Source organism: Bradyrhizobium sp. HKCCYLS2038, assembly GCF_051167655.1.
Taxonomy (GTDB): Bacteria; Pseudomonadota; Alphaproteobacteria; order Rhizobiales; family Xanthobacteraceae; genus Bradyrhizobium.
This window is the reverse complement of sequence record NZ_JBNPTM010000001.1, coordinates 137,869-156,003: the sequence shown is the minus strand read 5'-3', so window position 1 is coordinate 156,003 and position 18,135 is coordinate 137,869. Positions and strand designations below refer to the sequence as shown.

The 18,135-nt window shown below is 65.4% G+C and carries 18 protein-coding genes; 10 read left to right on the top strand and 8 right to left on the bottom strand.

Translation table 11 applies throughout. The features are described 5' to 3' along the window. The first annotated feature begins 1 nt into the window (after position 1). Complete coding sequence (locus ACQR1I_RS00720) at positions 2-1,156, top strand: glycoside hydrolase family 3 N-terminal domain-containing protein (RefSeq protein ID WP_434865282.1); 1,155 nt, start codon at positions 2-4, stop codon at positions 1,154-1,156. 304 nt (positions 1,157-1,460) lie between these two features. On the opposite strand, the gene secA is transcribed toward ACQR1I_RS00720, so the two are convergent. After that, positions 1,461-4,313 carry a preprotein translocase subunit SecA gene (secA, locus tag ACQR1I_RS00715; RefSeq protein ID WP_434865281.1) on the bottom strand — a complete coding sequence of 951 codons (2,853 nt, stop codon included), beginning with the start codon at positions 4,311-4,313 and terminating at the stop codon, positions 1,461-1,463. A 394-nt stretch (positions 4,314-4,707) separates the two neighbouring features. Here secA and ACQR1I_RS00710 point away from each other — a divergent pair, with 394 nt between their 5' ends. Continuing rightward, positions 4,708-5,604, top strand: coding sequence for a peptidylprolyl isomerase (locus ACQR1I_RS00710; RefSeq protein WP_434865280.1), 897 nt, complete (start codon positions 4,708-4,710; stop codon positions 5,602-5,604). Positions 5,605-5,859: 255 nt separating this feature from the next. Beyond that, a complete protein-coding gene (argJ, locus tag ACQR1I_RS00705) occupies positions 5,860-7,101 on the top strand; it encodes a bifunctional glutamate N-acetyltransferase/amino-acid acetyltransferase ArgJ (RefSeq protein WP_434865279.1) in 1,242 nt (413 codons plus the stop codon). 5 nt (positions 7,102-7,106) lie between these two features. Here the strand turns inward: argJ and ACQR1I_RS00700 are convergent, their stop codons facing one another. The 3 genes from ACQR1I_RS00700 to ACQR1I_RS00690 form a co-directional block, all read right to left on the bottom strand. Continuing rightward, entirely contained in the window at positions 7,107-7,478 is a 372-nt protein-coding gene (locus tag ACQR1I_RS00700) for a hypothetical protein (RefSeq protein WP_434865278.1), read from the bottom strand. Between the two features lie 83 nt (positions 7,479-7,561). Next, entirely contained in the window at positions 7,562-8,911 is a 1,350-nt protein-coding gene (locus ACQR1I_RS00695) for a TadE/TadG family type IV pilus assembly protein (protein ID WP_434865277.1), read from the bottom strand. A gap of 173 nt (positions 8,912-9,084) precedes the next feature. Continuing rightward, positions 9,085-10,341, bottom strand: a complete 1,257-nt coding sequence (locus ACQR1I_RS00690; RefSeq protein WP_434865276.1) for a TadE/TadG family type IV pilus assembly protein — start codon at positions 10,339-10,341, stop codon at positions 9,085-9,087. Between the two features lie 152 nt (positions 10,342-10,493). On the opposite strand from ACQR1I_RS00690, the gene ACQR1I_RS00685 reads away from it, so the two are divergent. Then, complete coding sequence (locus ACQR1I_RS00685) at positions 10,494-10,904, top strand: (deoxy)nucleoside triphosphate pyrophosphohydrolase (RefSeq protein ID WP_434865275.1); 411 nt, start codon at positions 10,494-10,496, stop codon at positions 10,902-10,904. A gap of 152 nt (positions 10,905-11,056) precedes the next feature. Here ACQR1I_RS00685 and ACQR1I_RS00680 read toward each other — a convergent pair whose 3' ends face one another. Then, positions 11,057-11,914, bottom strand: coding sequence for a methyltransferase domain-containing protein (locus tag ACQR1I_RS00680; RefSeq protein WP_434865274.1), 858 nt, complete (start codon positions 11,912-11,914; stop codon positions 11,057-11,059). A gap of 122 nt (positions 11,915-12,036) precedes the next feature. Here ACQR1I_RS00680 and ACQR1I_RS00675 point away from each other — a divergent pair, with 122 nt between their 5' ends. The 6 genes from ACQR1I_RS00675 to ACQR1I_RS00650 all read left to right on the top strand — a co-directional run bounded on the left by ACQR1I_RS00675 (position 12,037) and on the right by ACQR1I_RS00650 (position 15,709). After that, on the top strand, positions 12,037-12,627 hold the full coding sequence (locus ACQR1I_RS00675; RefSeq protein WP_434865273.1) for a macro domain-containing protein: 591 nt from the start codon (positions 12,037-12,039) through the stop codon (positions 12,625-12,627). Then, positions 12,611-13,399 carry a ComF family protein gene (locus ACQR1I_RS00670; protein ID WP_434865272.1) on the top strand — a complete coding sequence of 263 codons (789 nt, stop codon included), beginning with the start codon at positions 12,611-12,613 and terminating at the stop codon, positions 13,397-13,399. The genes ACQR1I_RS00675 and ACQR1I_RS00670 overlap by 17 nt, the downstream gene beginning before the upstream one ends. 29 nt (positions 13,400-13,428) lie before the next feature. Then, positions 13,429-13,704 (top strand): glutaredoxin 3, encoded by a 276-nt coding sequence (gene grxC / locus ACQR1I_RS00665; RefSeq protein ID WP_434865271.1) that lies wholly within the window; start codon positions 13,429-13,431, stop codon positions 13,702-13,704. After that, the gene (locus ACQR1I_RS00660) at positions 13,701-14,579 is read left to right on the top strand and encodes a carbon-nitrogen hydrolase family protein (RefSeq protein WP_434865270.1); all 879 of its coding nucleotides are present in this window, start codon (positions 13,701-13,703) and stop codon (positions 14,577-14,579) included. Before grxC ends, ACQR1I_RS00660 begins: the two co-directional genes overlap by 4 nt. After that, a complete protein-coding gene (locus ACQR1I_RS00655) occupies positions 14,576-15,061 on the top strand; it encodes a DUF1178 family protein (RefSeq protein ID WP_434865269.1) in 486 nt (161 codons plus the stop codon). The genes ACQR1I_RS00660 and ACQR1I_RS00655 overlap by 4 nt, the downstream gene beginning before the upstream one ends. A gap of 210 nt (positions 15,062-15,271) precedes the next feature. Beyond that, positions 15,272-15,709, top strand: coding sequence for an EamA family transporter (locus ACQR1I_RS00650; RefSeq protein WP_434865268.1), 438 nt, complete (start codon positions 15,272-15,274; stop codon positions 15,707-15,709). On the opposite strand, the gene ACQR1I_RS00645 is transcribed toward ACQR1I_RS00650, so the two are convergent. The 3 genes from ACQR1I_RS00645 to ACQR1I_RS00635 form a co-directional block, all read right to left on the bottom strand. Further along, entirely contained in the window at positions 15,710-16,609 is a 900-nt protein-coding gene (locus ACQR1I_RS00645; protein ID WP_434865267.1) for an EamA family transporter, read from the bottom strand. A 153-nt stretch (positions 16,610-16,762) separates the two neighbouring features. Beyond that, positions 16,763-17,527 carry a bifunctional 2-polyprenyl-6-hydroxyphenol methylase/3-demethylubiquinol 3-O-methyltransferase UbiG gene (gene ubiG, locus ACQR1I_RS00640; protein WP_434865873.1) on the bottom strand — a complete coding sequence of 255 codons (765 nt, stop codon included), beginning with the start codon at positions 17,525-17,527 and terminating at the stop codon, positions 16,763-16,765. 48 nt (positions 17,528-17,575) lie between these two features. Next, positions 17,576-18,043 (bottom strand): PH domain-containing protein, encoded by a 468-nt coding sequence (locus tag ACQR1I_RS00635; protein WP_434865266.1) that lies wholly within the window; start codon positions 18,041-18,043, stop codon positions 17,576-17,578. Positions 18,044-18,135: the final 92 nt, after the last annotated feature.

Below are 18,135 nucleotides of genomic sequence, written 5' to 3'. Positions count from 1 at the left end.
TATGCTCCGACGATCAGGCCGACTGTTGCTGGCCGCCAGCTTTCTGATGCTGTCGGGTCAGCCCGGCCTTGCCGCCGACTGCGGCAACCGATCTGCGACACCGCAGCTCGTTGGCCCGATGATCATGGCCGGCTTCTTCGCGACCAAGCCGTCCGATCCGGGATTTAAGCAGCTGCTCGCCGATCTCGAGGAGGGACTGATCGGCGGTGTCGTCATTCTCGGGCGCAATGTCGGCACAGCGGATGATCTCACAGCGATGATCGAGCGGATCCGGTCCTGCAAGTGCGCGACTCCGCCGTTCATTGCCATCGACGACGAAGGCGGCACCGTCGAGCGGCTTGGACCGAACATCGGGCTTGCCGCAACACCATCGGCTGCAGAGGTCGCTCGGGGCTCCATCACGGCGGCGCGCAGCGCCTACGCCGCGCTCGCCGAGAAGCTTGCGACGCTGCACATCAACATCAATCTCGCGCCGGTGGTGGACCTCAACACCAACCCGTCGAACCCGATCATCGGGCAGCGGCAGCGCAGCTATGGCAGCGATTCCGAGACAGTGGTGCGTTATGCGGCGGCGTTCATCCAGGCGCACCGCAAGCAGGGCATCCTGACGGTGCTCAAGCATTTCCCGGGGCATGGATCGTCGACCGCCGACAGTCATGCCGGCATTGCCGACGTGACGAAGACATGGTCGTCAGCCGAGCTGAAGCCATATCGACGGTTGATACGGCGGGGGCTGGCTGGGGCGATCATGGTCGGCCATCTCGCTCATGCGGGCCGATGGGACGGCGTCGCCACCCAGAGCGGCGGCCATGCGATCGATCGCATGCTGCGCCGCGAGCTCGGCTATGACGGCGTTGTCATGACGGACGATCTCGCCATGAAGGCCATCCTCGACGCCAAGCCGCCGGCCGCCGCCGCCATCGACGCGGTCAAGGCGGGCGCTGATATCATCATGTTCACCAAGTTCAGCGACGAGGACCAGACGTCGGATGTCGGCCGCGAGATCAACGGCGCGCTGACGGCGGCGGTGTGCTCGGGCGAGCTGAAGGCAAGTGCGGTGCGACGCTCGGTGGCGCGCATCCGGCAGTGGACGTCGGGTTGGAAGCGGAACGGCCGGAGCGCGGCACCGCGCCACGCGAGCGGCGCTGTGCGCTGACCTGCGTCCCCTGCTCCGACAGGTGTGAGGCGACGTGCTGGAGCGGTCAGCGTCCCTCGACACATCGGCCTGTGGCTATGGATCCCGGCGTTCGCCGGGATGACAGCGGAGTGTGTGCCCGGATCGCGCCAAGCCAAAGGTGTCGTCCTGCGAACGCAGGGACGACAGTGGTGGGTTGGATGCGCAGCTCGGGCAACGGCGTCATTGCGAGCGTAGCGAAGCAATCCAGAGTCGTGGGCGGGACTCTGGATTGCTTCGCTGCGCTCGCAATGACGGAGGAAAGACTGTCGCGGCCGTCTCGCGCTTACGCGTACCTGCCGTGGCAGTGCTTGTACTTCTTGCCGGAGCCGCAGGGGCAGTCCTCGTTGCGGCCGACCTTGCCCCAGGTGGTGGGGTCGGTCGGGTTGCGGGCTTCGGCGGGGACCGGCGCGGCGGCGGAGGACGGCACCAGGGAGACGTTGGCGAAGGCCATCTCGTCCTCGCCGGTGTGGGGGTCGGCGTGATGGGCCTGCATCGGCGGCAGCGTCTGCTGCTGCTCCTCAGGCGGCACGATCTCGACGCGCATCAGCTGTGCCGTGACCGCCTCGCGCAGATGCGCGATCATGGCCTCGAACAGCGTGAAGGCTTCCGACTTGTACTCCTGCAATGGATCGCGCTGGCCATAGCCGCGCAGGCCGATGACCTGGCGCAGATGGTCGAGCATGATCAGGTGCTCGCGCCAGAGATGGTCGAGCGTCTGCAGCAGGATCGTCTTCTCGACGTAGCGCATCACGTCGGGGCCCCATTGCGCGACCTTGGCGGCCATGCGCTCGTCGGCATGGGTCTCGATGCGCTTGAGCAGCTCCTCGTCGGCGATGCCCTCTTCCTTGGCCCAGGCATCGACCGGCAGATCAAGGTCGAGCACGCGCTTCAATTCGTCCTTCAAGCCCGCCACGTCCCACTGCTCGGCATAGGCGTGCTCGGGCACGTGCTTGCTGACGAGATCGTCGACGAAGGCGTGGCGCATGTCGGTGATGGTCTCGACGACGCTCTCGTCCTGCATCAGCTCGACGCGCTGGTCGAAGATCACCTTGCGCTGGTCGTTCTGGACGTTGTCGAACTTCAGGAGGTTCTTGCGGATATCGAAGTTGCGCGCCTCGACCTTCTGCTGCGCCTTCTCCAGCGCCTTGTTGATCCAGGGGTGGATGATGGCCTCGCCTTCCTTGAGGCCGAGGCGGGTCAGCATGCTGTCCAGCCGGTCGGAGCCGAAGATCCGCATCAGATCGTCTTCCAGCGACAGGAAGAATTTCGAGCGGCCCGGATCGCCCTGACGGCCGGAGCGGCCGCGCAGCTGGTTGTCGATGCGGCGGGATTCGTGGCGCTCGGAGCCGATGATGTAGAGGCCGCCCGGCTTGACCACGGTCTTGGCCGCCTTCGAGCCCTTGGCGGGCTCGATCTCGACAGTCTCCTCGGCCTTCAGCACGATCTCGCGGAAGCGGGCGATGTCGGCCTTGATCTGCTCGATCTTGGCGGCCTTCTCGGCCTCGTCGGTGATTCCGGCGGTCTCCTGCTGCAGACGCATGTCCAGCGAACCGCCGAGCTTGATGTCGGTGCCGCGGCCCGCCATGTTGGTCGCGATCGTGATCGCGCCGGGGACGCCGGCTTCGGCCACGATATAGGCTTCCTGCTCGTGGAAGCGCGCGTTCAGCACCGCGAACAGTTTTGCCGGCTTGCCCGCGCGGGCCGCCGCATAGAGCTTGTCGAGCGCTGCCGGCTGGCCGAAATCGATCTGCTTGTAGCCGTGCTGCTTCAGATAGGCGGCGAGCACCTCGGACTTCTCGATCGACGCGGTGCCGACCAGCACCGGCTGAAGGCGCGCATTGGCGCGCTCGATCTCGGCGAGAATGGCGGCGTATTTCTCCTGCTGGGTGCGATAGACCTCGTCGTCCTCATCGAGACGCGCCACCGGCAAATTGGTCGGGATCTCCAGCACCTCGAGCTTGTAGATGTCGAACAGCTCGTCCGCCTCGGTGGCGGCCGTGCCGGTCATGCCGGCGAGCTTGGAATACATTCGGAAGTAGTTCTGGAAGGTGATCGAGGCCAGCGTCTGGTTCTCGGGCTGCACCGGCTGGTGCTCCTTGGCCTCGAGCGCCTGATGCAGGCCCTCGGAATAGCGTCGGCCCGGCATCATGCGTCCGGTGAACTCGTCGATGATCACCACCTCGCCGTCGCGGACGATGTAGTCCTTGTCGCGGGTGAACAGCGTGTGGGCGCGCAGCGCCTGGTTGATGTGGTGAACGACGGAGACGTTCTCGACGTCGTAGAGCGACTCGCCCTTGAGCTGGCCGGCATCGCGCAGCAAGGTCTCGATCTTCTCCATGCCGGCTTCGGTCAGGGTGACCGTGCGCTGCTTCTCGTCGACCTCGTAGTCGGACTTGTCGAGCTTCGGCACGAAGGTGTCGATGGTGTTGTAGAAGTCGGAGCGGTCGTCGAGCGGACCGGAGATGATCAGCGGCGTGCGGGCTTCGTCGATCAGGATCGAGTCGACCTCGTCGACGATGGCGAAGAAGTGCCCGCGCTGGACCATGTCCTCCAGACGGTACTTCATGTTGTCGCGCAGATAGTCGAAGCCGTATTCGTTGTTGGTGCCGTAGGTGATGTCGCAGGCGTAGGCCGCCTTGCGCTCGGCATCGTCGAGGCCGTGCACGATGACGCCGGTGGTCAGGCCCAGGAAACCGTAGATCTGGCTCATCCAGCCGGCGTCGCGGCGGGCGAGGTAATCGTTCACCGTCACGACGTGGACGCCCTTGCCGGCCAGCGCGTTGAGGTACACCGCGAGCGTCGCCACCAGGGTCTTGCCTTCGCCGGTCTTCATCTCGGCGATGTCACCCTCGTGCAGCACCATGCCGCCGATCAGCTGCACGTCGAAATGGCGCTGGCCGAGGGTGCGCTTGGAGGCCTCGCGGACGGTGGCGAAGGCCGGAACCAGGATGTCGTCGAGCGCCTTGCCGTCGGCGAGCTGCTTCCTGAACTCCTCGGTGCGCGCCTTGAGCTGCTCGTCGGTCAGCTTGGCGAGCTCCGGCTCCAGCGCGTTGATGGCATTGACGCGGGACTGGTAGCCCTTGACGCGGCGGTCATTGGCGGAGCCGAAAAGCTTACGGGCGAGCGCGCCGATCATTGCTGAAATCCTGCCTCTATGGGTCTGCGTAGCAGCCGTAACTCATGGTTTGGGTTTGCTGTTCCCGGCGTGATGCACCGCAGCACCCGCGCCAGGCTCGAACGTCGGCGCCATCAGGCGGCCGTCAGATGAGTGGGAGACGAGCAAACCAGGGTTCAACGGCCAAAAACGCAGTAAAATAAGCGCTATCGCCCTTGAAGCGATCGGGCAGAGATATGGCTGGGGGGGAACGTTGTCAACGGCGCCCGACAGCGGGACTTTGCCCTCAAACCTGTCGCCGATTTCACGAAATTGACAGACTTTTCGCGTTGCCAAGGCACCGCGATTGGGCGAGTGTCCCCGCCGCCCTGAGGCCACGCCCCTGGAGCCCCCTCTTCCAAGACAAGGATTTTCCATGACCAAGTCGTTCCCGGTTACGAAAACCGGCCTGCGCTTCGGCCTTGCTACCGCTATTGCCGGCAGTCTCGCATTGTCGCTGCTGGTCGCCCCCGCGCGCGCCGCCGACGATGCCAACCCGGTGCTGGCCAAGGTGAACGGTGCCGAAATCCGCAAGAGCGACGTCACGCTCGCCGAGGAGGAGCTCGGCCAGAGCCTGGCGCAGATGGACCCGGCGACCAAGGACGAGAACGTGCTGTCGTTCCTGATCGACATGAAGCTCGTTTCCAAGGCGGCCGAGGACAAGAAGGTCGCCGACAGCGAGGAGTTCAAGAAGCGCCTCGCCTTCACCCGCAACCGCCTGCTGATGGACAGCCTGCTCGCCAGCGAGGGCAAGGCCGCGACCACGCCGGACGCAATGAAGAAGGTCTATGAGGAGGCCTCCAAGCAGATCGGCGGCGAGCAGGAGGTGCATGCGCGCCACATCCTGGTCGAGACCGAGGACGAGGCCAAGGCCGTCAAGGCCGAGCTCGCCAAGGGCGCCGATTTCGCCGAGCTCGCCAAGAAGAAGTCCAAGGACCCCGGCGCCTCCGATGGCGGCGATCTCGGCTTCTTCACCAAGGAGCAGATGGTGCCGGAATTCGCCAACGTCGCGTTCGGCATGGAGCCGGGCAAGATCTCGGACCCGGTGAAGACCCAGTTCGGCTGGCACGTCATCAAGGTCGAGGAAAAGCGCAACCGCAAGCCGCCGGAGTTCGACCAGGTCAAGAGCCAGATCGAGACCTACGTGACCCGCAAGGCCCAGGCCGACTACGTCGGCAAGCTGCGCGAGTCCGCCAAGATCGAGCGCCTGGACAAGCCGGCCGCCGACGCCAAGCCGGCGGACGCGAAGCCGGCCGAGCCGGCGAAGAAGTAAGCAGCCGAGCCGCTTGGCCTGAGACGCGACATCGGCGCGTCACAAACAGTGTCGTCCCGGCCTCCGCGCCGGGACCCATACCGCGTGATGCCTGAAAAGGGCACGCGGCCAATACCGAGGATCACGACTAAATCCTGTGGTTATGGATCCCCGCGTTCGCGGGGATGACGGCTGTGGGCGTGGAGACATCCACTCCCACAACGCTGGCCGAGATGATACAGAGCGCTTCCCGCCAATCCCGCCGGAAGCCTCCCGATGTCCTCAGCCGTCTCCCCGCTCGCCCCGACCGAAGTCCCCGAGATGCCGGCGCTCGCCGGCGTCAGGCTGGCGACCGCAGCGGCCGGCATCCGCTACAAGAACCGCACCGACGTGCTGCTGGCGCTGCTCGATCCCGGCACCACCGTCGCCGGCGTGTTCACCAAGTCGAAATGCCCCTCCGCCCCGGTCGAATGGTGCCGCGCCAAGCTGAAGGGCGGCAAGGCGCGTGCGCTGGTCGTCAATTCCGGCAACGCCAATGCCTTCACCGGCAAGACCGGCAAACAGTCGACGGCGCTGACGGCGGCGATCGCCGCCAAGGCGGTCGGCTGCAAGCAGGACGAGATCTTCCTCGCCTCGACCGGCGTCATCGGCGAACCGCTCGACGCCACCAAGTTCGACGGCGTGCTGGAAGGCCTCGCCGGCACGGCCGAGGCCGGCGACTGGATGGGCGCGGCGCGCGCCATCATGACCACCGACACCTTCCCCAAGGTCGCGACCGCTACCGTCAAGCTCGGCAAGGCCAAGGTGAGGATCAACGGCATGGCCAAGGGCGCCGGCATGATCGCGCCCGACATGGCGACGATGCTGTCCTTCATCTTCACCGATGCGCCGATCACGGCGCCCGCGCTGCAGGCGCTGCTCAAGGCCGGCGTCGAGGACACCTTCAACGCCGTGACCATCGACGGCGACACCTCGACCTCCGACACCTTGCTCGCCTTCGCGACCGGCGCGGCGGCGGCCAAGGGTGCGACGAAGATCAGCCGCATCAGCGATCCCAACGCCAAGGCGTTCGTGAAGGCGTTCAACGCCGTGCTGGCCGATCTCGCCGAGCAGGTCGCGCGCGACGGCGAGGGGGCCCGCAAGCTGGTCGAGATCGTCGTCGAGGGCGCCAAGAGCAAGCCGTCGGCGCGCAGGATCGCGATGTCGATCGCCAACTCGCCGCTGGTGAAGACCGCGATCGCCGGCGAGGACGCCAATTGGGGCCGCGTCGTGATGGCCGTCGGCAAGGCCGGCGAGCCGGCCGATCGCGACAAGCTCTCGATCTCCTTCAACGGCATCCGCGTCGCCTCGAAGGGCGCGCGCGATCCGTCCTATGACGAGACCGAAGTCTCCGAGGCGATGAAGGCGCAGACCATCCAGATCAAGGTCGCACTCGGCCTCGGCAAGGGCCGCGACCGCGTCCTGACCTGCGACCTGACCAAGGAGTATGTCGCCATCAACGGCGACTACAGGTCCTGAGCCGTTCAGAGCTTCTGGCTGACCACGACGCGCATCTCGACGGTGAAGGTGCGCGGTTGATTCAGCCTATCGAGACCCTTCCAGGAATAGACGTACCGGTCCTCGCCGATATAGCTGGGCTGCGGACCATACGTGACCCGAAGGCCCCGCACCGTCGCTGAACCGTGACTGGGTTGCTCCAGCACGTGCGCGCTGAGCATCGCTCCGTTCGTTGCCTGCAACATCATGTAGCATCGCTTGCCGGCAGCGACGAACATCTGGCCTTGGACGGTCTGATCGCCCAGCGCCCTCACGGGCGGGCTCCAGCAGTCCATCGCCAGACTTGGACTGCAGAGTCCCGCCAAAATGAAAGACGACAATGCTGCAAGCTTGATCATCACATCCCTCGGTTACAGGAGGCAATGCTACGGATCGTAACGGAACAAATCAAGCCGTCCTGTGGATTGCATTCTGGTAGAGATCAACCCGCGATACGCGCGTCGGCGATGGCCCGATCGAACAGCTTCTGGAGCGCATCCGAGATGCCTTGGGTCGGCGAGACCTCGAAGTAGAAGCCGTCGGAGGCGCAAGCCTGCATGTTCTGCGCGATTTCGCTGTTCGGCGAGGGACCGAACGGTCCGGCGTTGAACGGATCGATCCAGTTCATGTACCAGTTGTTCGTCGGCAGTTGCAGGTAGGTCGTGTACAGCACGGCGATCTTGATGCCGCGGCTCTTGAGCGTGGTGCACAGCGCCGGATTGATCGGGGACTGGCAGCGGTTGCCGCTGGCCTTCGGCTTCAGACAGGCGGCGTTGCTTTCGTCAGCCACGCCGTCCGAAACGAAGAACAGATATTTGAGCGGCGAGCCCGTGGTGCCGTCGCCAGGCGTCGAGATCTCGTTGTTGATGGCCGGGAACACGGTGGTGAACGGCGTATCCTTGTCGGCCGTGTAGGAATCGTTGTTGCCGTAAACCCCCATGAGGTCGATGTTTCCGGCTGCGCTCTTGGCACTGGACAGGTTCGACGACAGCGCGAACAGCGACCGCAAGCCGATCGTCTTCGACGCGGCCCCGAAATCATAGAGCGCCATGCGGAACTGGTTCGGGTAGGTCTGCTTCTGCATCGCCCTGTCCATCAGCTGCTGGGTGGCGCTGCGCAGCACGTCGATGCGCGTGGTGACTCCAATGCTCTTTGCGAGATTGTAGAAGTTGTTGGAGTCGTTGTAGTCGTGGCAGGCGAAGGCGCAATAGCGGTTGCTGCCGTACTTGCCGTCGGAAGTCGCGTTGACCATCTTGGTGACGTCGTCGGGCGTCGCCGCGACACCCATCGACGGCGAGTTGTCGAGCAGCAGGTAGAAGTCGACATACCTAGGCATCGAAGCCGTCGCCTTCGACGAGCCCTGCAGCGTCATGGTCTTGATGCCGACGACGGTCATGAACATCATCGGCACGGTGGCCGAGTACGACACGCTGGCCGTGAGGACCGCGCCGGTCTTCTTCACTTCCGGCGTCAGGCTGTTGAGCGTGTAGCCCGACGTGCCGGACATGTTGCCGTTGAAGAGCTTGGTGGCGTCGTCATTGCCGGCGGCGATCACGCCGTCCGAGGTCATGCTCCCCGCCGCGATGAAGGCCGGGGATGTGCGGGACACGGCGCCGACCGAGGCGGCGTCCACCGCGGACTGCAGCTTGGCGCGCATCTGGTTGGCGCGGCTGTAGTCGACGCCGCAACCGACCGCCGAGATCACCGGCACGCAGACGATGGCGAACGTCACGGCAACGTTGCCGCTGGCGCTGCGGCAAAAGCGAGCGAGAAGATTCGACAAGTGGCGCATGGATGAAGCCTGACAGGCAGTTTGGGCGGCTCGGCGGATGCCGAAAAACTAGGCGTCAGGCGTTTAAGGTTCGCTTAGCCGCTCCGTGGAAACCCGGATCGATGCGGCTGCAGTTAAGCGCGCGTTAACGGCACCGGCGGGCGCCCGAATAGCGCCTGCTCGGATGCGGATCGTCAGTTGGTGAGCCGGACCGGCGCCGCCTTGTTGAACAGATAGGTAAACGAATTCTGAATCGTGGCGACGTCGGAGGCGGCCAGGAAGTTGTCGCCGGCGCAGGCCTTCAGCGCGATCGGGATGTCATCGACGCGCGTGGCGCCGCCGAGGCTGCCCGGCTGGCCGAGCGTCGCCTTGTATCCCCAGTCCCAGGGCATCGGGTAATAGGGCGTATTGATGATGGCGATCGTCACGGAATTCCTGGTCAGCGTGGTGCAGAAACCGGTGTTGAACACCCGCACCTGCGAGCGCAGCGAGGTCTGCGAGGTCCAGGCCCGCGTCGGATCGTTGACGCCGTCGGTCGCGATGATGACCATCTTCATCGGCGAAGCCGAGGTGCTGCCGTCGCCGCCGGTGCCGACGGTGGAGACGAAGCTGTCGATCAGGCTGTCGAACGGCGTGGCCGCCGCGGCATCGTTGTAGGCGAGACCCGGCGCCGGAAAATTGTTGCCGACCGAGGTGAAGTTGGAGGTCAGCGGCGACATCTGGGTCAGCTGATTGTCGAACGACCACAGTCCGACCTTGACGTAGGTCTTATAGACGGAGCTGCCATTCAGGTAGGTGAGAAGGTTCTGCACGCCCTGATTGACCACCTGATAGCGCAGCAGCACGTTGTTCTTCAGCGCATAGCTGTAGGAATCCGTGCCGTCGGTCGTATCGTGGCAAGCGAGAGTGCAGCCGGTCCCGTTGTTCATCTGGGTGATGCCGGCCTGCGTGGCGGGCAGCAGCATGGACGATGAAATGTCGACCAGCAGATAGACGTTCATATAGGGCTGCATCGTGGCCGACGATTTGGATTGGGCGGACAGTTGCATCGTCGGGAGACCGGCGATGCGCATGAAGGAGGTGTTCATCGCGCTGCTCGCGGATCCGACACCCGAGAGCTTGCGGCCGCTGACCGTGAAGGTCAGGGTCGGCGTTGCGCTCATGCCCTCGGTATTGCCGCTGAAAAACGCGCTTGCTGCGGCGTTGGCCTTTGCGATCGCGGCCGACTGGTTCGCCCCGGAATCGAGTGCCGCCTTGCCGGCGGCGACGCCCGCCAGCACGGCTTCGTCGACGGCCATCTGCAGCTTGGTCCGCAACCTGTTGGCCATCGAGTAGTCGACACCGGCGCCGATGAAGGCCAGCAGTGGCACGCAGGCGATGGCAAAGGTGATCGCGATGTTGCCACGCTGATCGCGGCGAAAGCGGCGGAGATGATCGAACAGCCAGCGCATCGAATGACCCCGGTGAGAACAGGGAACCAGAGTACAATCGAACCACTTAAGGGTCGCTTGCCCCAGTTCCATACCGTTCCGTCGAGTTCCGTGGATTTGCGGGGATCGCGCGAATGGGTTAACGCTCGATAAATTTCGTCACCCGTGAAGCCATGCCTGACCTCAAGCTGACCCTCGTCGTCGCCTGCGCCCTCGTCGACGCCGACAATCGCGTGCTGCTGGCGCAGCGGCCGCCCGGCAAGACGCTCGCCGGACTCTGGGAATTTCCCGGCGGCAAGCTCGAGCCCGGCGAGCGGCCGGAGGCCAGCCTGATCCGCGAGCTCGACGAGGAGCTCGGAATCACCGTGCGCGAGGCGTGCCTGGCGCCGCTGACCTTTGCGAGCCACGCCTATGAGACGTTTCATCTGCTGATGCCGCTCTACATCTGCCGCCGTTGGGAAGGCGTGGTCTCCGCGCGCGAAGGCCAGCAGCTCGCCTGGGTGCGCCCCAACAAGCTGCGCGACTATCCGATGCCGCCCGCGGACATTCCGCTGCTGCCGCATCTGATCGATCTGTTGATGTGAGGCGCGACGCTTCCCACACCCTCTCTCGTCATGCGCGGGCTTGACCCGCCTGCGGGGCCGTAGCCCCTTCGGCGCGGCGAAGGCCCGCGCATCCATCATCCTTCGAAAAAGAGGATGGATCGCCGGGTCGAGCCCGGCGATGACGATGGTAGTTACTCATCCGTTTTGGAATACGGAGTGCGCTTCACCGCCGCCTCCAAACTCGCCGTCGCCGAGCCCGGCTTCAACGGCTTCTGCTGGCTCTCATGCGGCGCCCAGCCGGACATCCAGATGATGTCGAAGGTGGCCCGGATGCGGCCATCGGGGTCGGCGAAACGTTTGGCATAGATTTCCGCCATGCGCAGCAAAGTGGCGCGACGCAGCGGCATGCGGCGGCGCTCGACCAGGCTGTTGGCCGCGCCCATGCGGCGCAGGTCCTGCATCAGGCCGAACGCGCTGGCATAGCGGACGACGACACGGTCGACATCGGTGACCGGCAGCGCAAAGCCGGCCCGCTGCAACAGGCCGCCGACATCGCGCAGATCGGCGAACGGCGCCACGCGCGGCGACACGCCGCCCTCGCATTCGGCCTCGGCGGCCGCGAAGGATTGCCGGAGCTCAGTGAGCGTATCGCCGCCGATCATCGCCGCGAGCAGCAAGCCATCCGGACGGAGAGCACGCCGGATCTGCACGAGCAGACCCGGGAGATCGTTGACGAACTGAAACGCCAGCGCTGACAGCGCCAGATCGAGCGATTGCGGCGCCAGCGGCAGCGTCTCGGCGGCCGCGTCGGGCGCAGCAAGATGCACCAGCTGCGCAACCTGTCCGACCAGATACGGTTTCAATCCGGCGCCCGGCGTCCAGATATCCGCGGCACCGTCGAAGGATCGGTTCACCGCGGCGAGGCGATCCCCGAGATCTTCGGCAGCACGCTCCAGCAGGAAGGTCTCGGGCGAACGCGCAGCCCGCCGCTGCCTGAGGCCGAGCAGGGAACGATCGAACAGAACGGGGGCGCTGGAAGACTGGGTCATCGCGGCTGGTTACGACGATCCCGGTGGCCGGGCAATGCGTCGCTTGAGCCGGCTGCAGAGCCACGCTAACCTATGATGGTCGAGCCGAAATTTGGCGCTCGGCGCCCGGGTCGATTGCGATCATGCTCACGGTTCACCTTCGCGACATCAGCAACGAGGTGGTCGATGCGTGGCGTGTCGCGTTCGGCGACGTTGCAGGCGTGCACATCTCCCACGGCAGCATCCTGGAGCAATCCGCAGACGCCATCGTCAGCCCGGCCAACAGCTTCGGATTCATGGATGGCGGTATCGATCTGCACTATGTGCGCCACTTCGGCTGGGAGCTCCAGACCACGTTACGCGACGTGATCGCCGAGCACCATTACGGCGAGCTTGCGGTCGGTCAGGCGATCATCGTCGCCACCGGACATCCCGTCCCCCGCTTCCTGGTCTGTGCTCCGACCATGCGCGTGCCGTCACGCATCGACGATACGGCCAATGTCTATCTCGCATTTCGCGCGGCGCTCATCGCGGTGCTGGCACACAACAGAACGACCCCGACGCCGATCTCATCTCTGCTGGTGCCAGGCATGGGCACAGGGATCGGTGCCGTGCGACCGGAGCAGGCCGCCCGGCAGATGCGCGCGGCCTATGATGCGATCATCAATGGCCATGGCGTCCGGAGCAGATCGGCGCGCGCGATCCTCGGGGAGCACCATGATCTCCTTGCCTGATCCGGTGCGCTCGGCCTTCGGGTCGCTCCACAGCGCCTGCGCCCACGTCGCCAAGCTCGCGCTCGACATTGCGCTCCCCACCCTGTGCATCTCCTGTCGCGAACCGGTCGACGGCGAGGGCGTGTGCGCGGCCTGCTGGGGCAAATTGTCGTTCATCGAGCGGCCCTACTGCCCCAAGCTCGGCATCCCCTTCGTCTACGATCCCGGCCCCGAGCTGCTGTCGATGGAAGCGATCGCGGCGCCCCCGGCCTATGCCAGGGCACGGGCCGCCGTGCGCTATGACGAGGTCGCGGGCACGCTGGTGCATGCGCTGAAATATCAGGACCGCACCGATCTGGCGCCGATCATGGGCCGCTGGATGGCCCGCGCCGGCCGCGAGCTGTTGGCCGACGCCGACCTGCTGGTGCCGGTGCCGCTGCATTGGCAGCGCGGCTTCAGCCGCCGCTACAACCAGTCCGGCGCACTGGCGCGGGTGATCGCCCGCGCTAGCGGCGTCGGCCTCAGCGGCGATACGCTGCGCCGGGTTCGCGCCACCGAGCAGCAGGTCGGGCTGTCGCGGGCGCAGCGGGCCAGCAATGTGCAGGGCGCATTCCAGGTATCAGCTGACCGCCTGCACACGGTCCAGGGACGCCGCATCGTGCTGGTCGACGACGTTCTCACCACCGGCGCGACGGTGGACGCCTGCGCCCGTGCCCTGCTGCGCGCCAAGGCAGCCGAGGTGAGCGTGCTGGTCTTTGCCCGGGTTGTCGATACCCCGCGCGCCACCATATAATCCGACGCACCGTAACAGCTGAGCGCGACATGACCGCTGCGATCGAAATCTACACGCGTCCCGGGTGCGGCTACTGCACCGCCGCCAAATCGCTCCTGACCCGCAAGAACGTTCCGTTCACGGAGCACGATGCGGGCAAGGATCCGACCATCCGGCAGAAGATGTACGACCGCGTCGGGCCGGGCTCCACCTTTCCGCAGATCTTCATCGGCAACGCCCATGTCGGCGGCTGCGACGATCTCTATGCGCTCGACCGCGAGGGCAGGCTCGACGCCATGCTGGCTGGAGACAAGGCGACATCATGAGCAACGACCGCAGCTTTACCGCCGCCATGGTGCAGATGCGCACCTCGCTCTTGCCCGAGCCGAGCCTCGAGCAGGGCACTAGGCTGATTCGGGAAGCGGTCGCGCAAGGCGCGCAATACGTCCAGACGCCGGAAGTGAGCAACATGATGCAGCTCAACCGGACGGCGCTGTTCGCGCAGCTCAAGAGCGAGGAGGACGATCCCTCGCTGAAGGCCTACCGCGCTCTGGCCAAGGAGCTGAACATCCATCTGCATATCGGATCGCTGGCGCTGCGCTTCTCGGCCGAGAAGGCGGTGAACCGGTCGTTCCTGATCGGGCCCGACGGCAACGTGCTGGCGAGCTACGACAAGATCCACATGTTCGACATCGACCTGCCGGGCGGTGAGAGCTATCGCGAGTCGGCCAACTATCAACCGGGCGAGACGGCGGTGATCTCGGATCTGCCGTGGGGCCGGCTGGGACTGACGATCTGCTACGACGTCCGCTTCCCAGCGCTGTATCGCGCGCTCGCCGAGAGCGGCGCCTCGTTCATCAGCGTCCCCTCCGCGTTCACCCGCAAGACCGGCGAGGCGCATTGGCACACGCTGCTGCGCGCCCGCGCCATCGAGACCGGCTGCTTCGTGTTTGCCGCCGCGCAATGCGGCCTGCACGAGAACAAGCGCGAGACCTTCGGCCATTCGCTGATCATCGATCCCTGGGGAGAGATCCTCGCCGAGGGCGGCGTCGAGCCAGGTGTGATCGTGGCGCGCATCGATCCCGCGCGCGTCGAGAGCGTGCGCCAGACCATTCCCTCGCTGCAGCACGGGCGCCGCTTCGGCATCGCCGATCCCAAGGCTGGCCCCGACCATCTGCACCTGGTGCGGGGTTCGGCATGATCCGCTACGCGCTGCGCTGCGAGCGAGACCATACGTTCGAGAGCTGGTTTGCGAGCTCTTCGGCCTATGACTCCCAGGTCAAGCGCAAGCTGGTGGAATGCCCGTCCTGCGGCTCGACCAAGGTCGAGAAGGCCATCATGGCGCCGCGCATCGTCAGCAAGAAGGGACGCGAGGCGACACCGGTGCCCGCAGCCACTCCGGCGCCACCTCCAGCGCAAGAGGTCATTCCACCCGGACCGACGTCGCTGCTGATGGCGCAAGAGCGCGAGCTGCGCGCAAAGCTCAAGGAACTGCGCGACCACATCGTCAAGACCGCCGACGACGTCGGCGAGCGCTTCCCGACCGAAGCGCGCAAGATGCATTACGGCGAGACCGAGCACCGGCCGATCTATGGTGAGGCGTCGCTCGACGAGGCCCGCGAGCTGATCGAGGAAGGCATCGAGGTCGCCCCGATCCCGGTGCTGCCGGACGACCGGAATTGACGATCCGGAATGATCGCGTCCCAGATCACGAAGCCGCGTGACTTGGAAGCAAACTCTCGCAGCATTCTCCGTCATTGCGAGCGCAGCGAAGCAATCCAGGGCTGCGCACGGGACTCTGGATTGCTTCGCTGCGCTCGCAATGACGGTTGAAATGTCTGGACTTAAACTGCGGACGAGCCCTGAGATGCAATTTTCCTCCGGGAGCTGACAATGTCCCCCCTCTCCTCCTCCTGGCAGCTCTGGGCGTTGTTGTCGGCGCTGTTCGCCGCGCTCACCGCGATCTTCGCCAAGGTCGGCGTCGAAGGTCTCAACTCCGATCTCGCCACGCTGATCCGGACCGCGATCGTGCTGGTGACCTTGGCGATGATCCTGTTCGCGACCGGCCAGCTCACCAGCCCCGGTCCGATCTCGACCAGGAGCTGGATCTTCCTGACGCTGTCGGCGCTCGGCACCGGCGCCTCGTGGCTGTGCTACTTCCGCGCCTTGAAGCTCGGACCGGCGACCTTGGTCGCGCCGATCGACAAGCTCAGCGTCGTCCTGGTCGCGCTGTTCGGCGTCGTCTTCCTCGGCGAGCGGCCCTCGCCGCAGGGCTGGATCGGCATCGCGTTGATTGCCTGCGGCGCCGTGCTGATCGCCATCAAGGGCTGACTACAGCGCGATCAGCAGCGCCACGCCGGCGACGATCAGCGCGATGCCGCCGATCTCGCGCAGCGAGGCCGACTGCTTGAACGAGTAGTACGACACGGCTTGCGCGAACAGCACCTCGACCAGCGCCAAGGTGCGAACGTTCGCAGCGGCGGTGAGCGCGAAGGCCAGGAACCAGAACTGCGAGGCGAACGCGCCGACGAAGCCGGCCATCATCGACGGCCGCCACAGCGAGAGAATTCCGCGCAGGATGTTCGGCGCGCGCGCCAGCAGATAGACCGAGAGGATCGCCGTCTGCACGAACAGCCCCCACACCAGCGTGGTCGACGCCGCGGTCACGAAGGACACGCCCTCGACGGTGATGATCGCGCCGCGAAAGCCGACCGCCGACAGCGCGAACGCCGCCGCCGCGACCAGCCCCGTCACGGTCGGCTTCAACTCGGCGAAACTCTTTTCGCCGCCCGGCCTCAGCGCGGTGATGACGACGCCGATGGTGGCGATCAGGATCGCGACCACCTTCGGGATCGACAAGGGGTCGCCGAGAAAGATGAAGCCGAAGATCGCGGTCTGGATCGCCTCGGTCTTCAGATAGGCCGTGGTGACCACGAACGAGCGATCAGTCATCGCCAGCAGCATCAGCCCGGTGGCGACGATCTGGCTGAGCGCGCCGAGCAGCAGCCACGGCCAGAAACTCGCCGACGGCCATGGCAGCCGGTCACCGGTCGCCAGCAGCACCACCGTTAGGAACACCAGCGAGAACGGAAACCCGAACAGGAAGCGGATATTGGTCGCGCCCCAGGTGCCGAGCTTGGCCGTCAACGACCGCTGCATCGCATTGCGCGCGACCTGGCCGGCGGCAGCGACCAGCGTGAAGGGGATCCAGAGCGAGGTGATGGAGAGCATGGGGGAAACTGCGCGACGGTGAGGGGTGCACCGTGGCGAGCGCCGCGCGCCGGGTCAACAGCGCAGACGAAGGTTCAGCCGCATGTCAGGATTGCAGACCGTGTTGGGATGATAAGCGAGAACAGCTTTGGCAAACCCAAGCCAAAGCTCCCGCTACACCATCTGCTCCGCCACCATCATGTAGTTCACGTCCATGTCGGTGGACAGGCTCCAGCGGTCGGCGAAGGGGCTGTAGACGACGCCGCTCTGCTCGGTGATGACGAGGCGGTTGTCGAGCAGGTATTTGGTCAACTCGTCAGGCGTGACGAACTTGCTCCATTCATGGGTGCCGCGCGGCAGCCAGCGCAGCACGTATTCGGCGCCGACGATGGCGAGTGCAAAACTCTTCCAGTTGCGGTTGAGGGTCGAGACCACCATCATGCCGCCGGGCTTCAGCACCGCGGCGCAGCGGCCGAGGAAGGCGCTGACGTCGGTGACGTGCTCGACCACCTCCATCGCCAGCACGATGTCGAAGCGCTCGCGCGCGTCCATCTCCTCGATGGTGGTGCAGCGGTAGTCGATCGAGAGGTGGCCCTTCTCCGCATGGAGCTTGGCGGCGGCGATGTTGCTGGCCGAGGGGTCGACGCCGACGACCTGCGCGCCCAGCCGCGTGAACGGTTCGCACAACAGGCCCGCGCCGCAGCCGATGTCGAGCATCCGCAAGCCGGAGAGACAGTTGAGGCTCTTGGCGTTGCGCTCGAACTTCCGGCAGGCGGCATCGCGGATGTAGGTGAGGCGCAGCGGGTTGATCTTGTGCAGCGGCGCCATCTTGCCCTTGGGGTCCCACCAGGTCTCGGACAGTTTCGAGAACTTGGCGATCTCGGCCGGATCGACGGTCGAGCCCGGGGGAACGGAGGAGCTGCGGGAATCCTGAGGCATTGTCATCGCTGAATACTCAATGATGGGACCTGACGGGCCGTCGGACGGCTAACGCACCGTGATGGCGTTCCGGAACGCCAGCGGCTCCGCGATGGTGGTGATGGTTTCCTTGCCCTCGCCCACGCCCAGGATGGTGACGTCCCCGTAATTGAGAATCCGTCCCATGATGGTCTGGTTGACGTCGACACTCTCGACCTTGTCGAGCGCCATCTCGAAGGTACGCCGGCGGATGAAACCGGTCTTGTGGACCACGCGGCGGTTGGTGACATCCGTCTCGGTGGTCAGGCGGTGGAACCAGGCCCGGACCGTCCAGTACAGCGCGACCGCCGCGATCACCGCAGCGGTGGCCAGGCACAGCATGGTCAGATTGTCGTTGACGGTCATGCGCGACAGCAGGACGAGCCCGAACGCAACGATCCAGGCGCCGATGGCGGGGAGGTAGAACATCCAGTGCGCATTGGTCGAATACAGCACCTTCTCGCCGGGTTGCAGGATTTCGTCGATGTAACGCGCCATACTCCGCCTCTACCCCACCCCATCACCAATAGGAACCGTCTTGCCCCCGGCCGCGGCGCTATGTATACGCGCGTTTCGGCTGGCGCGCCTCC

Bases quoted from the DNA above. Each gene is read 5' to 3' on its own strand.
- ACQR1I_RS00720 (WP_434865282.1), top strand. From the start codon at position 2: ATGCTCCGACGATCAGGCCGACTGTTGCTGGCCGCCAGCTTTCTGATG.
- secA (WP_434865281.1), bottom strand. From the start codon at position 4,313: ATGATCGGCGCGCTCGCCCGTAAGCTTTTCGGCTCCGCCAATGACCGC.
- ACQR1I_RS00710 (WP_434865280.1), top strand. From the start codon at position 4,708: ATGACCAAGTCGTTCCCGGTTACGAAAACCGGCCTGCGCTTCGGCCTT.
- argJ (WP_434865279.1), top strand. From the start codon at position 5,860: ATGTCCTCAGCCGTCTCCCCGCTCGCCCCGACCGAAGTCCCCGAGATG.
- ACQR1I_RS00700 (WP_434865278.1), bottom strand. From the start codon at position 7,478: ATGATCAAGCTTGCAGCATTGTCGTCTTTCATTTTGGCGGGACTCTGC.
- ACQR1I_RS00695 (WP_434865277.1), bottom strand. From the start codon at position 8,911: ATGCGCCACTTGTCGAATCTTCTCGCTCGCTTTTGCCGCAGCGCCAGC.
- ACQR1I_RS00690 (WP_434865276.1), bottom strand. From the start codon at position 10,341: ATGCGCTGGCTGTTCGATCATCTCCGCCGCTTTCGCCGCGATCAGCGT.
- ACQR1I_RS00685 (WP_434865275.1), top strand. From the start codon at position 10,494: ATGCCTGACCTCAAGCTGACCCTCGTCGTCGCCTGCGCCCTCGTCGAC.
- ACQR1I_RS00680 (WP_434865274.1), bottom strand. From the start codon at position 11,914: ATGACCCAGTCTTCCAGCGCCCCCGTTCTGTTCGATCGTTCCCTGCTC.
- ACQR1I_RS00675 (WP_434865273.1), top strand. From the start codon at position 12,037: ATGCTCACGGTTCACCTTCGCGACATCAGCAACGAGGTGGTCGATGCG.
- ACQR1I_RS00670 (WP_434865272.1), top strand. From the start codon at position 12,611: ATGATCTCCTTGCCTGATCCGGTGCGCTCGGCCTTCGGGTCGCTCCAC.
- grxC (WP_434865271.1), top strand. From the start codon at position 13,429: ATGACCGCTGCGATCGAAATCTACACGCGTCCCGGGTGCGGCTACTGC.
- ACQR1I_RS00660 (WP_434865270.1), top strand. From the start codon at position 13,701: ATGAGCAACGACCGCAGCTTTACCGCCGCCATGGTGCAGATGCGCACC.
- ACQR1I_RS00655 (WP_434865269.1), top strand. From the start codon at position 14,576: ATGATCCGCTACGCGCTGCGCTGCGAGCGAGACCATACGTTCGAGAGC.
- ACQR1I_RS00650 (WP_434865268.1), top strand. From the start codon at position 15,272: ATGTCCCCCCTCTCCTCCTCCTGGCAGCTCTGGGCGTTGTTGTCGGCG.
- ACQR1I_RS00645 (WP_434865267.1), bottom strand. From the start codon at position 16,609: ATGCTCTCCATCACCTCGCTCTGGATCCCCTTCACGCTGGTCGCTGCC.
- ubiG (WP_434865873.1), bottom strand. From the start codon at position 17,527: ATGCCTCAGGATTCCCGCAGCTCCTCCGTTCCCCCGGGCTCGACCGTC.
- ACQR1I_RS00635 (WP_434865266.1), bottom strand. From the start codon at position 18,043: ATGGCGCGTTACATCGACGAAATCCTGCAACCCGGCGAGAAGGTGCTG.